Genomic DNA, 14,957 nt, shown 5'->3' with positions numbered 1-14,957 from the left:
CTACTGCCAGTTCGAGGTGGAGCTTCAGCCGCCGGACTTCCACTGGCCCGCCCGGCCATTGCGAATCCCACTAGCTCGCCCTCCGATTCGGCAACCCACATGCTGCTTTTGGGTGGGAGGCTACCAGGCGGAGCCCATCTGATTCACCGTCAATGAGACAAGGTTTGCCGTACCTCCGTTTGCGAAGGCGGCGACGCCTTGGCTGGTTGGGTCGGGGAGGATCTGGTCCGTCAGGACAGCTTGTCCGTCGTTCGCAAACACCTCGACCGACGACCAGTCCACAAGCACGTGGAGCTTCAACATGCCGTTGATGGGCGCGAGGGGTGCCTGCTGGACTCCCGGGAAGCTTGATGCGAAGCTCGAGTTGCCGGAATTAGTCCGGTCTATGTAGACCTGACCGGCGGCGTTGTCGTAGCCAATCAAAGTTTCCTGTCCGGATCCGGTTCGAACCTTGATGCCGTAGGAGCTGGCAGTGCCGGGTGAGAAAGTTGCCGTGATGTCGAGCGCTTCGCCGCTGGCAGCCAGGCCGGTGGTCCCGGCCGGAATGGGCACGTTCTGCTGGGAGACAGTCTGCCCGTTGTGAAGCTGAGTGAGCTGGTCAACGGGCTTCTGGATGAGGGTGGGTACGCCGCCAACCAGGCTCAGGGACAGTTCCTTGGGGACGGTCATCGCGCTCCGCCACGGGGAGGTAGGGATCGACTGGCCGTAATCCCAGTTGTTCATCCAACCGAGCATGATTCGCTTTCCATCGGGCGCGTCGTTGTAGGTGACGGCGGCGTAGTCGTCCTTGCCGAAATCGACCCAGTGCTGGCGCTGCAGAACCGCAGGGACAGAGGTGTCTGAGAGGCTGAACTGGTCAGCAAGGATGTGCGCCCAGCTGCCCCCGTACGTGTTGGCGTTGTTGTCGTCAATTTCGATGTGACCGGTCTTGCCCTGCAGATCGCTCAGGTCCCATGTCGTCCAGTCCAGATGTTCGCTGTCCTGGCCGGTGGCGCTGCGGACGACGTGGCCGTCGACGACGAGCCTCGCGGACGTATCCTGAGCGACCGAGACAGGGTTGTCGCCGAGCATGATCTGGTCGGCCAGGATGTGCCCCCAGCCGCCGGAGTTCTGGTCGACGATCTGGATGGTCGCTGTCCTCCCCTGGTAGGCATTCAGGTCCCAGCTGACCCATCCAAGATGCTCGCTGTCCTGGCCGGTGGCAGTGTCGACGACTTGACCGTCGACGACGAGGTTCACTGCTGTCGGGTTGGCCGATCCCCATGGATGGTTCCCGCCTCCGACCTGCAGATTCACGAATCGCTGGGAAAGGGTGAACGACGGTGAGGTGATGGTGCCGGTAGGGGCATCGCCGTTGGTGAATGTGTTGACCAGCTGGCTGCCGATGTACCCGCTGACCGGGTTCTGGTTCGCCAGGGTTCCTTGTGCGGGGCCCGTGTTGGCGAAATCTCCGGCCGCCTGCCACCCCGTGCCGTAGGTGGTGCCCTCGAAGTCGGCGAACGTCGTGCCGTCGGGTACGCCGTTCCCGACGACAGATCCCGGGACGAACGGGTGGTTTCCGCCGCCGACGAGGAAGTTCAGGTAGCCGTGGTTGATCGTGAAGTCCGGTGAGCTCAGGGTGCCGGTCGGGGCGTCGCCGCCGTTGAAACTGTTGGCGTAGCCGGCACCGGTCCAGCCGGAGACGGGCATTTGCCCCGGCAGCGTTCCTGTAACGGGGGCAGAGCCGAACGCCGTCCCGGCAGCCGTCCATCCGTCGTAGTTGCCGGCGTCGAAGCCGCCAAGTGGCGTTCCCGCCGTGGGGAGACCGTCGGGGGTGAACCACGTGCCGTCGAAGTTTCCTGTGAAGTACTGCGAGCCCGAGCCGCCGGCGACGCCACCGGGGTTGAGGTTGACGATCAAAACCCATTTCTGCTTCGTGGGGTCGGACGGGTCCGGCAAGGGGAACAGGTCAGGGCATTCCCAGGGGCCTCCGGTGGCCCCGGCGGGGCCGAAGTCGCTCAGGTGCGTCCACTGTTTGAGGTCCGGCGAACTGTAGAAAGTGACCTTTTGCTGGTCCGACAGCGCCGCCGTCATCAACCACTCGTTTCCAGGCGCATACCAAAAGACCTTCGGGTCACGGAAGTTGTTCGATCCGATGTCCAGCACGGGATTACCCGAGTACTTGGTGAACGTTTGCCCTCCGTCGGTACTGTATGCCAGCGCTTGGGACTGGTTTCCGCTCGTCTTGTTCGCCGCCGTATATATGGCGACCATGGCCGGGTTCCCCGTTGTCCCGAGTCCGGTCGTGTTGTTCGTGTCGACGACAACACTGCCGGAGAAGATCATGTCGGCGTCGTCTTGCGGAATAGCGACCGGGAGTTCGCTCCAATGGATGAGATCGGTACTGACCGCGTGGCCCCAGGACATATTCCCCCACGTGGTCCCCGACGGGTTGTACTGGTAGAACAGGTGGTACTGGCCGTTGTAGTAGACAAGTCCGTTCGGGTCGTTCATCCAGTTCCGTGCCGGACTGTAGTGAAACTGCGGCCGGTATGTTTCTGTATAGGATGTATCGGCCACGGCCGTCGAAGTACTCAGCGGAAGGAACAGTCCCGCTGCCAAAGCCGCTGCCAGGACGGCTTTCCCCCTCCGGCTTCTGAATCTAGATTTCCCTGCCACGCCTCTGCGCGCTCTCGAAATTACTTGCAAAATGGTGCTCACCTTTCTTGTCGTCTTTGACATGCAGGCCTGTGATCGCTGCTGGAGTTCGGGTGCGGAGATCAGCAACACGCGCCAGTTGAGTCACCAGCGCCGGGTATAGCTCACCGCCGGTGTCCAACTTTTCCTCGCCGCAGGCCCAAGCCACCTGGAGACCGGCCCGCTCGGGGCCGTTCCGGACACACAACGGTCTGCGAATACCCCTTCCGCCAAACGGCGGCACACCCAACGAATCCGGCCATAGCCCAAAATTCAAGGCATCGGCTGCGCGGTTACCGCGTTCGCCCTCCGCTGCCCCGCATTCAGGAGGACAGCGGAAAGAGGCTGTGTGCTCCCCCACCATTGACCTTGAGGTGGATACGTCGGTAGTCGGCACGGTGTAACCCCGGCCAGCAGAAAGTCTGAGATGGGGTGTCCTGTGCAACTCGTCTTTGGGATGCTCTCGGCCCCTACGGGGACCATCGTCGCTCCGCCCGGTCGACCCCGCGTACGTGCCGCCTATGGCGTAGCGATGAACGAGTAGTTGGTGGTGTACGGGTTGAACTGCGCGCTCTGTGCGCTGTAGATGATCCTCGTGGCCGTCGAGCTGGCGTCGAGAACGACCTTGGTTGTCACATTGCTCACGATGTTGTTGCTCGCCAGGTAGTTGCTGTCGCCACTCCTGACCAGGACGATCGTCGGGTCGGCGCCGGATGGGGTGATGTTCGCGGCAGGGACGTTGAAAGAGAACAGGTTGCCCGTAAGGGTGTTGTTGCTTCCCTCGATGTGGACCAGTCCGAACAGGTCGTCGAAGCGGGTGGAGGTGCCATCGCCGTAAACCCGACGGAAGTGGTTGGCGGAGATCAGGTTCTCCGCGCAGCTCCCGAGGAAGGCAATCATGCTCGGGAAGTTGCTCAGCAGTTTGTTGGCGCTGATGGAGGCCCGGTTGGAGTTGCTCAGGGTGATGTTGGCGGCCCAAAGAATGCTGTTGCCGGTGATGAGGGGGCCTTCTGCGTTCTCCGCGTAGATGGAGTAGCCGGCCCAGGCGCTGATCAGGAAGTTGTTGGTAATCTTCGCGACCTGGGATGCTCCGGTCAGCTCGATGCAGTTACCGCACTCCGCTATGAAGTTGTTGGTCAGGTAGGGTGCATCCGCGCCGTGGATGATGACCGCGTGCTCCAGGTACACGAAGCCCATGCCCTCGACCCGGAACGAATCATTGTCGGACTGCACCGATATGCCGATCTTCGAGTTTCCCGGCGAGTACGGCTTGGAGTCAGTGACCCCGTCCAGGCAGAAGTCCTTGAACTCTATGCTGTTCAGGCGCCCGACCACATTGGGATCTCCGGCGCGGGAGACCAGGAACGCCTCAAGGTGCCCGTCTGTGTTCATGACCCGGATGTGGCTGGCACCGGGTTGGGTCTCCACCCAGGAACCAGTTGACGATCCGTCGCGGATCGCCTCGGACAGGAAGCCGTGCCCGGAGCCTTTGATCTGCAAGAAGCTCACGTCGATGACGACGCGGGTAAGCAGGTTGTAGTGACCGGGCGGGATGTAGATGACCGCACCCGGCCGGGTAGTCTGCGTGGTCTGGTTCGTCTTGATATCCGCGATGATCTGGTTGATCACGGCACCGATGTCAACATATGGGGAGACGGTTGCACCGGTCCAAGTCGTTACATCGTAAACAGTGTTGGCCATCGCTGTCCTTTCATCGTGCGGTTGGGTGGGCCCACCGAAGCGGCGGCCCGAGTTTGCTAGAGGATGCCGACGATCGCGTGGTAATGAGAGGGTTCCGCGGTAGCAACCGTCGGCACTGAGGAAGCCGGAAGCGTCGAGGCGGCCTGTGCAGGGACTTGTCGGGCAAAGCTGAGCGACACGAGGCCGGCCAGGCCGCCGATCAGTATGCCGCGCCGCGGGATCGACGGTTTCATGCGATTCACCGTCAACTCCTCAGAGTCGGGGATCAGTGAACTACCAGGGGCGTTGGGCCGACGGGGTGCCAGCGTTTCGCCGATCAGCCGCACAGTATCTGGCGTGTTGGGTTCCTTGGTCAAGTGAGTCACCTTTGACATTTTTCGCCTTACTCGATCAGCGGCCGTGATGGGCACCGGCCTTCACTTGGGGGCAAGCAAACGTTTCGACAGACGTTACGGCCCCACCTGAAGAAATGTCAAGGAACAATCTTCACAAGCGCTTTTCAGCTAGTTCCTGAAAGGAAATTTGTCTTGACTTGCTCGAAGGAGTGTGTCATTTTTATGCGTAAACGTTTCGATGGCGTCGTGGTTAGCATCGCCCCTAGCCAGCTTCCCGGGCCTCTGCTCACGCGCCGGCGCAGGTTCCGCCCGGGACCCGGTCCTCGTGCTGCTCGTACGTCGACTTCGAACAGCTTCCGGTCCTCGCTTGGTACCGTGATTGCCATACTGTCTTTGGGCTGCCGCGTGCCGTGCTCATGTAAGCGAGGAGCGGATCAGAGCCGTGGCTCCGATGGCGATGTATGCGACCGGCGCGAGTCTTGCAGGTATTCGCCGCGCTGTCCCCGGACCCGGAGCAGCACGGGTGAGGAGGCAGGCGGTTGTGCACCACAGGAGAGTCATTGCCAGGAAGCAGCCCGCTGTCACGGCTCCCGCAGCTTCATTGATGCCGTGGAACAGGGGGATGTACAGGGCCATGTTGTCTCCTCCGTTGGCGACCGTGATGCCAATGACTGCGAGTGTCGTCCCGGCCTCTGTTCTCGGGCGCTCCCCGCGGGGCTGTCTGTCTCTGGGCCGGAGTGACTTGAGTCCGATGAAGATCGGGATCAGGGACAAATACCGGATCCAGGATGTCGGCACGTCGTTCAGGGCTTTGGCCGCGAGGAAGGCTGCGGCAGTGAGCAGTCCGATGCCGATGAACTGGCCCGCCCAGATCCGCACCGTGTTCCTGGTGCCCGTTGCCCGGTCCAGTGCGAAGAGCGCTGTCAGTACCACGAAGTCGTCGAGATTGGTTGCGGCGTAGGTTCCTGCGGCGGTGAAGAGGATACCGGGGTCCATGGCTGCCTCTCAGCGCGGGGCGAAGACTGCGCTGGCGCTGCTTGAAGGGCACCCAGCACCAGCCCGGTCGGTTGAGAAAGCCCGGGCCCGGGCAGAGGCCATGACCTCGACGACCTGGTCCTCGGGCGCGGTTCTGGTGGCCCGCCGGCCGAGGCCGCGCGGCATGGTCCGTTTGCAGCCGGGAACCTTCAGGGCGGTGCCCCCGGGCCGGTCGCCGCGCCCGGGTCTCAACATGTTCAGCGGCCCTTGATTAAACGAGCGGGTGACCTGCCTCTCGATGCCTGTGCGGGTCCGGGGCTGTGTTCTGCGATGCGACCAGGCATTGCCGGCTCGTCTGAGCGCACGATCTGCAGGTCCATGAGAGTGGGGGGCTCGGCTCCGGCCCGGGAGACCGTGACGGCGGCTGCCTGAGCCGCCAGGGTCCCCGCAGCCGCCAGTTCGGAATAGTTGAAGGGCGGCCGTCCCAGGCTGAGGAGTGCCGTGAGGAGGGCGGACATATAACTGTCTCCGGCGCCGACCGTGTCCTGAACTGTTGTTGAGACTGGCTCGATCCCGATGATGTCGCCGCCGGATATGAGGAAGGACCCTCCGGCTCCTGCCGTCACGGCGACAACAGGACCGTTGCCGGCTATCGTTCTGGCCGCCTCTTGCGCAGTGAGGCTTGGATAGAGGTAGGCGGCATCCTCGTCGCTGAGCTTGACGATATCGGACAGGGCCACGAGGCGTTCGAAGCGGGCCAACGCGCTGGCCGGATCTCCGTTGAGGGCCGGTCGAATATTGGGGTCGAAGCTAACAGTCGCGTGCTGGCCGAGTTCGCGGACGATCTCCTCTACCCGGTCTGCGCCAGGGGCGAGGAAGGCCGCCACCGAGCCGACATGAACGTGGTCAACTTCCGGGAGTACAGCGTCGACCGGGAGGCACCAGTCCAAATCGAACGTATAGCGGGCAGCACCATCGCTCTGGATGTCCGCCAGTGCCGTGGACGTCACCGGGAGGGACCAAGACTCGGGCAGGATCTCGACGCCGGAGGCGCGAAGGCGGGCCGCGATCTCCTCGCCGCGTGCGTCGCGGCCCAGAGCGGTGAGGAACGATGTTGCGACGCCAAGCCGCGCGAGTCCGAGGGCCACGTTCGCCGGAGAGCCTCCCGGGTGCTCGCTGATGCCTTCGGCGGTGTTGATGATGTCTGTCAGCGCCTCGCCCACAACCAGCACATGCTTTCCAGGCCAAGCCCCGGACGTCATCTTTTGGCGGTTCCCGGGGCTGGTTTCGGTAACCTCCTGCCTCCCGCTATCGGGCGCCCGCTGATCAGCTACGGTCGGGTTTTGCATCTGGACTCCTTATGTTGAATTTGGTTCGAAAGTTGCCGCGGGCTCATGGCGCCGCGAAGGGTCTCGCGCCGGTTTCCTGCCATGGGACGCCCACCAAAGAGAGTGACGACGGACCCGTCCTCCCATCCCCTTCGGAAAGGCTTGGACAGGCTGAAATGCGGTTCGAGGACGGCGTTGCCGCGCTGGTCAGTGTCAAGTCGGAGGTTCCCGCTTTTCCGCGAGAAGGACAGGCAAGTCTCCTCAGGGGGGTGGGGCGTCCTCAGGTCGCGTTCCAACGATTGTTCTGTATGGAGCCTCTTCGCTCAGCTCTACGGTCAGCGTCTGACGGTCGTGGCGTGAAACAAGGATTCCCAGGCCAGAATGCCCGCTGGCCCCAACGGCGGCGGGAACCTTCCATTCAATAGCGGCAGCCGCCGAAGTCTAGCCTTTGACCGCGCCGACGGTCATTCCGGCGATGACCTGCTTCTGGAAGAGCGCATAGATGACGAGCTGGGGCAACAGCACGAGAGTCGCGGCCGCCATCATGCCCCCGTAATCGACCGTGTACTGTCCTTGGAATCGCGATACGGCCAGCGAAACAGTCACCATATCCGGGTTGTTGATCAGGATGGAGGCGAAAGGAAATTCATTGAAGACATAGACCACGTTGAAGATGAGCACTGTGGCGATCACCGGCCGCATTAGCGGCAGCACGACGGTCCAGCACAGCCTCCAGAGCCCTGCGCCATCAATGATCGCGGCTTCCTCCAGCTCGGACGGAAACTCCCTCAGGAAACCGGTCAGCAGCAGTGTGTTGAACGGAATGGACACCGCAATGTAGGGCAGGACCAGCGCAGCGTACGTTCCGAATACGCCGAACGCCAGGTCGAGGCGGTAAACCGGGAAAAGCAGGATGTAAACAGGCACCGCGAGGCCGGCGAGGATGTAGAAACGCAGGCTCGACTGGACTTTCCCGTGCCGGAAGATCATCCGTGTCAATGCAAAAGCGGCCGTGAAGGAGATCGCCGTTCCTACAGAGACGGCGACGACCGCGATCAGGACGGTGTTCCCGTACATTTTCAGCAGCGGCAGCGATCCGATGACCGTCAGGTAATTGTCAAGAGTCAGATTGGTGAGTGAGAACGGGTTTCCGAGGATGTTTCCGCTTGGCTGGAAGGAGAGCAGGACGATCCAGAGGAGCGGGAGGACGACGAGGAACGTGATCAAGTAGGCGAGGGCGCCCGAGGCGATTGCCACGGCCTTGCGCCGGGTCCGTTTCGGCTTCTGATGGCCCGGGACAACCCCGGGCAGGTCGGTGCTCATGGATTCATCGATGACGTCGGTCAGAGTGGTTCTCATGCTGTCTTCCGCTCGCGCGAGAGGGCCAGGTATGCAACGGAAACGACTGCGCCCAGCACCGTGATGATGACGGCCAGGGCCATGCCCAGGCCATATTTCTGGTTGGTGAACGTGGTGAAGTACATGTAGCTGACAAGGGTTTCGGACCGGTGGACGGGACCGCCGCCGGTGAGCATGTAGACGAGTTCGAAGATCTTGAAGACGCTTGTGATCATCAGGATTGTGACGATTGCAAATGTCTCTCGCATCATCGGAATGGTGACGTAGCGCAGCTGCTGAAACCCTGTGGCGCCGTCGAGCTCGCTGGCTTCCATGACATCCTCGGGCAGCACTTGCCGGCCCGCGTAGAAGATCGTCATGGCGAAGCCGATGCTGCCCCAAATGAAGACCAGCGCAACTGCGTACGGTGTCAGGGTGTCCCCGCCGATCCATTGGACCGGGGCCACCCCCACGAAGCCCAGCAGCCGATTAAGCAGGCCGATTTTCGGGTCGAGGATGAAGACCCAGATCAGTCCGACGAGAATCGGCGCGATGATGGCCGGACCGAAGACGAGGGCACGAAGAGCCCCGCCGCCGGGAACCTTGCGGCGAAGAAGAAGCGCGAGAGCGAAGGATCCGGGGACCAGCAAGACGATGCTGACGATGAGAATGATGACGGTGTTCTGCAGCGCCCGCCAGAAGAAGGGGTCTTGCCCCAGCGAAATGTAGTTCTGCAGGCCGATGAACTCAGGGTTTCCGAATCCTTGGAACTTGGTGAAGCTGAAGCCAAGGGAGTAGATGACGGGGTAGACGAGGAACAGGGTAAAGAGGATCAGCGCTGGTGCGATCATCACGAGGATCTTCCAGCGGGAACTTATCCATGTCACGGGTTGAGACTTTCTGCAGGTGTTGGACTGTCGGCGGCTCCGGCGTCGAGAGCCAGAGCCGCCGATCAGCTACTTGGACTGGACTGCGGCCTGGACCAGATCGACGGCCTGCTGGGGTGTGAGCTGGTTCTGAATCACACCGTAAATGCTGTCGTACATTGCGTTGGCGACAGGGGTCGACACCAGGAGGTCCGGCTGGGACTCCGGGCTCGAAACGCCGGGGGCACTGGCCGCGTCCAGAGCGGCCTTCAACGCACTCTGGGACGACTGGTCCACCTTCGGGTTGTAGGTCGTGACCGGGGGCTGTCCGTTGTCGACAAGCATCTGCTGGGCCTCGTCGCCGTAGTAGAAGGCGATGAACTTCTTGACTGCGGCGAGCTTGGCGTTGTCCTTTGAGACCTTCGCGCTGACCACAAGGGGCGCTGAGGCGACGTTCATGATGATGTTCTGGCTGCCGACGCCGTCTTTGAACTGGGGGCCGGCCCAGAAACCCACGTTCCCTGCAACGGAAGACTTCTGAATCGCGCTCGAGCCCCAAACGCCCGCATCGAGCATGGCCGCCTTGCCGCTGGTGAACTGGTCCACTGCCTGCTGGTAGGTCTGGGTCGAGACGTTGGACGCGAATGCGCCGGCGTCCCGGAGCTCGGCGATGTGCTGGTAGAGGCGAAGGAAGTCCGGATCGTTGAAGCTTCCAGTGCCCTTGAGGATGCTGTCGATCTTGTCGGCGTAGCCGAAGCGGTCGAGATCCGTGAGGAAGCTCCACACGCTGAAGGCAGACTGATTGGCCCCGTTGGAGATGGTGGTGATCCCCTTTTCCTTCAGCTTCTTGGCAACAGTCAGGAGATCGTCGAACGTGACGGGAACCTGGAGCCCGTTATCCTGCAGGATCTTCTTGTTGTACCAGAGGCCGGTGAGGAGTCCCTGGTAAGGGACCCCGTAGATCGCGTCGCCGGACGTGAAGTTGGACACCGTGCTCTTGGGGAACTTGTCGCTCAGGCCAAGCTCGCTGAGCACCGGGGAGAGATTCATCAGCTTCCCGCCCTTGAGCATGTCTTCGGCGTTGGACTTGTATACCCAGAAGACATCAGGCAGCGTATCGCTCTGCGCGGCAATGGAGAGCTTCTGCAGATGCTCGGCAACCGCTTCACCCGTGACCTCCACTTTGACGTTGGGATTCGCTTTCTCGAAGGCCTGGATGATGGCCCAGGTGGCAGGGTCGGCCGTCTTGACGTCGGGGTTCTGCATCGACAGCGAGATTGTGGTCGGGCCGTCAGATGCTGACGAGCTCGACGAACAGCCCACGAGGCTGCCCATAGCGGCTGCAGTCACAAGGGCTGCTGCGGCAAGGCGTCGAGCCCGTCCGGCAGTGGTGATTGAGAAGGACACTTTCATCTCCTTTGACGAGCGAGAGGGCGCTGGTGCCCTCTCGGATTCGGGTGGTTGGGTGCCCGCCGAAGGGGGGAGTGAACGAGCTACCCAAGTCTTTTTGTCGAAACGTTTGCGCGAAACGTTTGTCTGACGTTAGAACGCGATGCTTTGATTGTCAAGCATCGGACTAGTCGCCGGCCGGTTGCCGGCGATAGTCTTCCGTGGACTCGCGCCATTCGATGCGCTGCTGCAGCCTGACGGTGCGCGGACTTGCCTCGGGGGAGCGGAGCCGCTCAACGAGCAGATGCACTGCCGCCGCCCCCATGTCGAAGGCGGGCTGCCTGACCGTGGTGACTCGCGGCTGGAACAGATCCGAATTGTCAAAGCCATCGAAGGTTGCGAAAGCGATGTCGCGGGGAGTTGATATTCCCACACGGGCCAAGGTCCGCAGGCTAAGGGCAGCCAGGGGCGTACTGCAGGCTATGACTGCGGTGATTTGGCCGGTGCGGAGTGAATCTTCGAGCTCCTTCGCCAGGGCTTCTCTGTCTGTTCCGGTGATGATGAGCTGTTCGTCGAGGCCGAGCCGCCCCTCAAGCGAGGCGTCCGTAAAGCCGCCCATGCGCTCCTGGAGCGTGGGCACGCGGATGTCTCCGGCCACGAGGGCGAAGCGTTTATGGCCGGAGGCGATCATGTGCGCCACCAGCTGGCGCATGGTTTCCCGGTTGTCTGCGCCGACCTGGTCGAAGGGGAGCTGGGAGAAGATGCGGTCCAGGAGGATCGTGGGGGGCTTCTCCTGTTCCAGGGCCTGGAGCAGGGCAGGGTCCGACTCCGCTGCCCTGGCGAGGATCAGCCCGTCCACGCGTCGGTTCAGGAGGGTCTGGACGGCTTTCTTTTCCCGGTCGGCGTTCTCGGCAGAGTTCGCCAGAACCAAGGTGAGACCGTTTTCCACGGCGGCATGCTCGACGCCGTGGACCATTTCGGCGAAGGCCGGCTCGCCGGCATCCGAAACCACGAGGCCGATGCTATCGGTCTGGGAACGCCGGAGTGCTCTTGCCAGTGCATCCTGCCGATAGCCGGTGGACGCAATTGCCGCAAGGACGCGCTTTCGCGTCTCCGGTTCCACATTGCGGGTTCCATTCAGCACGTGCGAGACCGTGGATATGGACACCTTGGCCTTGCGTGCAACTTCAACCATCGTCGCCATTGCTCACCTCATCATGTAGCGGCGCATCGTTTGCGCAAGTTTGGAACTACCTTACTCCAGCTCTGGAACCTCCATCCCGTCGGGGAAATGGTGGCCCAGTTGCGCTTGTTACTGGAATGAGCCTATCATCCAGTCACGCAAACGTTTCGATGCTTCCGACCCTTCGCAGCAGGCAGAGACAGACTCGGAAGTACAAGGAAGGACAACGGTGACCGAAAACCACACGCCAGCGGGCATCCTCGGGGACTTGACCCGGGCCCATCACGCACGAACAGCACGGGCGTCAAGCTTTGACCAGACTGGCCGGAACCGGGATAACTGGATCGTCATGCCCGGTGAGGAAAGGACGCTGGCTGATATTGAAGGCCCGGGATACATCACTCACATCTGGATGACCCAGTCATGCCGGAACCAGCCGGGGCCCGGACAGATCGATCCGAACGTCGTCGGGGTCCCGATGCTGGAGATCCATAACGCCCTGGGCGTGAGCTGGGAAGTCGTTGACCCTGACTACTACCGGAAGATTGTTCTGAAGATGTATTGGGATGACCAGGAGACGACGAGCGTGGTCGCGCCGCTCGGTGATTTCTTCGGCCTGATGAACTCCCTCTCCGGCTCGTACGACTCACTGCCGCTTTCCGTCTCCGCCAAGGAACCGGAACTCCACACCTTCGGCGGTTCCGCAGCCTTCAACAGCTACTTCCGGATGCCCTTCGGAAAACGCGCGCGGATCGTCGTCGAGAACCAGAACGACATTCCGTACCTCCAGTACTTCTACATCGACTACGAGCTCGTCAAGGAGCCGCTTCCAGAGGACACTCTCTACTTCCACGCACACTGGCGTCGCGCCCTACCCAACGGCTGGGCACCGGACCTGCAAGCCAACAGCATCGAAACCACGGTGGCGAATCTCGACGGCAAGGACAACTACGTCGCGCTCGAGACTGAAGGCCGCGGGCACTACGTCGGGTGCACACTGGCTGTCCGCCACTTCCAGGGCTCCTGGTGGGGCGAGGGAGACGACATGATCTTCATCGACGACGACACCTGGCCCCCGAGCCTTCACGGAACCGGAATGGAAGACTACTTCGGGCACGCCTGGGGCATGCAGCACAACGCCTACCAGTTCAACGGAACCATCGTCCACGAGGAGAACGTCCCCGGGTTCCACCACAGCTACCGCTTCCACATGGTCGACCCCATCCGGTTCGAAAAGCGGATCAAGGTCACCTTCGAGCACGGTCACGGCAACCACCTCTCAGACGACTGGTCATCAACCGCGTACTGGTATCAGACTCTCCCCTCGCCGATCCTCGGCATCCCCGGGGTGGAGGAACGGCTGCCACTGCGGCCGATCGACCGCGTGATCCAGGCGCCCCTTCCGGAATTGAACAAGGAACAACAGCAGGCCCGTAACGCCGCCGCGAAGCGGATGGAGGACTTCGTGGCCAAGCGCGAAGCCCTCCGTGAAGAGCGGCGTCTGCAGATCGATGAATGGGAGCAGGGAAACGTCAAGATCGCCCGCGACATCCGGGCCCGTTTCGATGGGGAGGAAAACTGATGCGGCCGGCGTTCCACTTCGTCGCCGAGAGCGGCTGGATCAATGACCCGCACGGCATCACCGTCAAAGACGGCGAATACCATCTCTTCTACCAGTACGTACCCGACAGCACCATTTGGGCCCCCAACTGCCACTGGGGACATGCCCGGGGATCGGACCTGTTCTCACTCGAACAACTGCCGGTCGCGATCGAACCCGGCGACGGTGACGAGGGCATCTGGACGGGCTCCCTCGTCACCGATGACAACGGAGATACCCGCATCTTCTACACCTCGACGGCACAGCCGAACATCGGCATCGGCCGCATTCGAGTCGCATCTCCGGTCGACAGGTCCTGGATCGAATGGGACAAGGGAGACTTTGTCGCCGATGCCCCCTCCGGTCTCGATATCATCGCGTACCGAGACCCCTTCCTCGTCAAAGAAGCGGTGGGCTGGCGTATGTTCGTGGGAGCGGGGTCATCCGATGGCACCGCCATGGCACTCAGCTACAGCTCGGCCGACCTTGATACGTGGGAGTACGAAGGCGTTGCCCTGCAACGTTCGACCAATGATCGAGAGCCGGTATGGCTGGGGGCACTGTGGGAATGCCCCCAGATCTTCGACGTCGACGGCCGGCACCTGATGGTCTCCTCGGTCTGGGATGATGACGTACTGCACTACGCAGGCTATGCAGTGGGCAGCTACGCCGACGGACGCTTCGACCCGAGTTCCTGGGGACGCCTTACTTATGGCCCCAGCTACTACGCGCCGTCATTCTTCCGTGATGCAGAAGGCCGTCCGTGCCTGACCTTCTGGATGCGTGGCATTGCCGATCCGGATTCGGGCTGGGCAAGTGCCCACAGCGTCCCTCATATTCTCACCCTTGAGGAGAACCGGCTGGTCGCGACTCCGCATCCTGACCTCGAGAAGTACAGATCCTCAGCCGTCGTTGGTGGCGATCTTCCCGGACTTTCCGGCGACATCATATGGTCGCCCTCGACGGGGGAATCGCTGCGAGTCACATCGGCCGGGAAAACGGTCTTCGTTCTCGACGCCGATTCCCGGAATCTCATCGCCAAGACGGATGCGGAATCATTCGAAGTCCCATACCTCGGGGGTGCTGTCCGGATCATCCTCGACGCCCAGGCAATCGAGATCTCGTCGACGTGGGGAATTCTCGCGTTCGCGGCTACGCCAGAGGGCCCAACGTACAGCGTGGAAGCCCTCCACGCGACCATCTACCCCTTGGACCGCCAGGGATGAGCGACGGCCACGGCGAGCGGTCATCATTTCGGGAACCACCCCCCGGCGTCCGACGCCGACAGGCACGGACCAGCCGACAAGGCGGTGTCTTCGCTTGGTCCTGACGGTCATCAAGAACAGCCTGTAGCACAGGTACAGGCCTGAAAAGAAAAAAAACAGAACTCCCGCACGGCAAGGGTCGGTTCTGGCGGTCGACTCTTCTATGTCTGTCAAGCCGCTTCCTGCACCTTTTTCGCCTGAGCTGAAGCCATCAGAATTCTGAACACGCGTCGGGCTAGGAAGCGCTTGACGCAACGCCGGATTTCTTTATCAGTTTTGCCCTCGGCGCGGCGCTTCTCGG

General features: G+C 61.9%; 11 protein-coding genes and 1 pseudogene. 2 read left to right on the top strand and 10 right to left on the bottom strand.

The genetic code is table 11. The annotated features are described in order from the left end of the window. Positions 1-120 precede the first annotated feature (120 nt). The 9 genes from AB4Z38_RS17940 to AB4Z38_RS17900 form a co-directional block, all read right to left on the bottom strand. Positions 121-2,658, bottom strand: a complete 2,538-nt coding sequence (locus AB4Z38_RS17940) for a GH32 C-terminal domain-containing protein (protein WP_441430956.1) — start codon at positions 2,656-2,658, stop codon at positions 121-123. Between the two features lie 537 nt (positions 2,659-3,195). Continuing rightward, entirely contained in the window at positions 3,196-4,377 is a 1,182-nt protein-coding gene (locus AB4Z38_RS17935; protein WP_441430955.1) for a NosD domain-containing protein, read from the bottom strand. Positions 4,378-4,433: 56 nt separating this feature from the next. Next, positions 4,434-4,751 carry a hypothetical protein gene (locus tag AB4Z38_RS17930; protein WP_441430954.1) on the bottom strand — a complete coding sequence of 106 codons (318 nt, stop codon included), beginning with the start codon at positions 4,749-4,751 and terminating at the stop codon, positions 4,434-4,436. Positions 4,752-5,126: 375 nt separating this feature from the next. Then, positions 5,127-5,708: a cadmium resistance transporter gene (locus AB4Z38_RS17925; RefSeq protein WP_441430953.1), complete on the bottom strand. Its 582-nt coding sequence runs from the start codon at positions 5,706-5,708 to the stop codon at positions 5,127-5,129. A 236-nt stretch (positions 5,709-5,944) separates the two neighbouring features. Next, positions 5,945-7,036, bottom strand: coding sequence for a PfkB family carbohydrate kinase (locus AB4Z38_RS17920; protein WP_441430952.1), 1,092 nt, complete (start codon positions 7,034-7,036; stop codon positions 5,945-5,947). A gap of 420 nt (positions 7,037-7,456) precedes the next feature. After that, a complete protein-coding gene (locus tag AB4Z38_RS17915) occupies positions 7,457-8,374 on the bottom strand; it encodes a carbohydrate ABC transporter permease (protein WP_441430951.1) in 918 nt (305 codons plus the stop codon). After that, positions 8,371-9,240: a carbohydrate ABC transporter permease gene (locus AB4Z38_RS17910; RefSeq protein ID WP_441430950.1), complete on the bottom strand. Its 870-nt coding sequence runs from the start codon at positions 9,238-9,240 to the stop codon at positions 8,371-8,373. Before AB4Z38_RS17910 ends, AB4Z38_RS17915 begins: the two co-directional genes overlap by 4 nt. A gap of 69 nt (positions 9,241-9,309) precedes the next feature. Beyond that, positions 9,310-10,626, bottom strand: coding sequence for an ABC transporter substrate-binding protein (locus tag AB4Z38_RS17905; protein ID WP_441430949.1), 1,317 nt, complete (start codon positions 10,624-10,626; stop codon positions 9,310-9,312). A gap of 169 nt (positions 10,627-10,795) precedes the next feature. Beyond that, on the bottom strand, positions 10,796-11,812 hold the full coding sequence (locus AB4Z38_RS17900; protein WP_441430948.1) for a LacI family DNA-binding transcriptional regulator: 1,017 nt from the start codon (positions 11,810-11,812) through the stop codon (positions 10,796-10,798). A 208-nt stretch (positions 11,813-12,020) separates the two neighbouring features. Between AB4Z38_RS17900 and AB4Z38_RS17895 the strand changes: the two genes are divergently transcribed. Together AB4Z38_RS17895 and AB4Z38_RS17890 are read left to right on the top strand one after the other, a co-directional pair. Then, the gene (locus tag AB4Z38_RS17895) at positions 12,021-13,373 is read left to right on the top strand and encodes a glycoside hydrolase family 172 protein (RefSeq protein WP_441430947.1); all 1,353 of its coding nucleotides are present in this window, start codon (positions 12,021-12,023) and stop codon (positions 13,371-13,373) included. Beyond that, positions 13,373-14,617 (top strand): glycoside hydrolase family 32 protein, encoded by a 1,245-nt coding sequence (locus tag AB4Z38_RS17890; protein ID WP_441430946.1) that lies wholly within the window; start codon positions 13,373-13,375, stop codon positions 14,615-14,617. The genes AB4Z38_RS17895 and AB4Z38_RS17890 overlap by 1 nt, the downstream gene beginning before the upstream one ends. Positions 14,618-14,826: 209 nt before the next feature. Here the strand turns inward: AB4Z38_RS17890 and AB4Z38_RS17885 are convergent. Further along, positions 14,827-14,957: pseudogene (locus AB4Z38_RS17885) on the bottom strand (IS110 family transposase); the annotation flags it as partial.

This window comes from Arthrobacter sp. 2RAF6 (assembly GCF_052115205.1).
Classification (GTDB): Bacteria; Actinomycetota; Actinomycetes; order Actinomycetales; family Micrococcaceae; genus Arthrobacter.
The sequence above is the reverse complement of the archived record's forward strand: the minus strand, read 5'-3'. Positions and strand labels throughout refer to the sequence as shown.

What these genes read in the sequence shown, in the direction of transcription:
- AB4Z38_RS17935 (WP_441430955.1), bottom strand. Translation starts at nt 4,377, where the DNA reads ATGGCCAACACTGTTTACGATGTAACGACTTGGACCGGTGCAACCGTC.
- AB4Z38_RS17930 (WP_441430954.1), bottom strand. Translation starts at nt 4,751, where the DNA reads ATGTCAAAGGTGACTCACTTGACCAAGGAACCCAACACGCCAGATACT.
- AB4Z38_RS17925 (WP_441430953.1), bottom strand. Translation starts at nt 5,708, where the DNA reads ATGGACCCCGGTATCCTCTTCACCGCCGCAGGAACCTACGCCGCAACC.
- AB4Z38_RS17920 (WP_441430952.1), bottom strand. Translation starts at nt 7,036, where the DNA reads ATGCAAAACCCGACCGTAGCTGATCAGCGGGCGCCCGATAGCGGGAGG.
- AB4Z38_RS17915 (WP_441430951.1), bottom strand. Translation starts at nt 8,374, where the DNA reads ATGAGAACCACTCTGACCGACGTCATCGATGAATCCATGAGCACCGAC.
- AB4Z38_RS17900 (WP_441430948.1), bottom strand. Translation starts at nt 11,812, where the DNA reads ATGGCGACGATGGTTGAAGTTGCACGCAAGGCCAAGGTGTCCATATCC.
- AB4Z38_RS17890 (WP_441430946.1), top strand. Translation starts at nt 13,373, where the DNA reads ATGCGGCCGGCGTTCCACTTCGTCGCCGAGAGCGGCTGGATCAATGAC.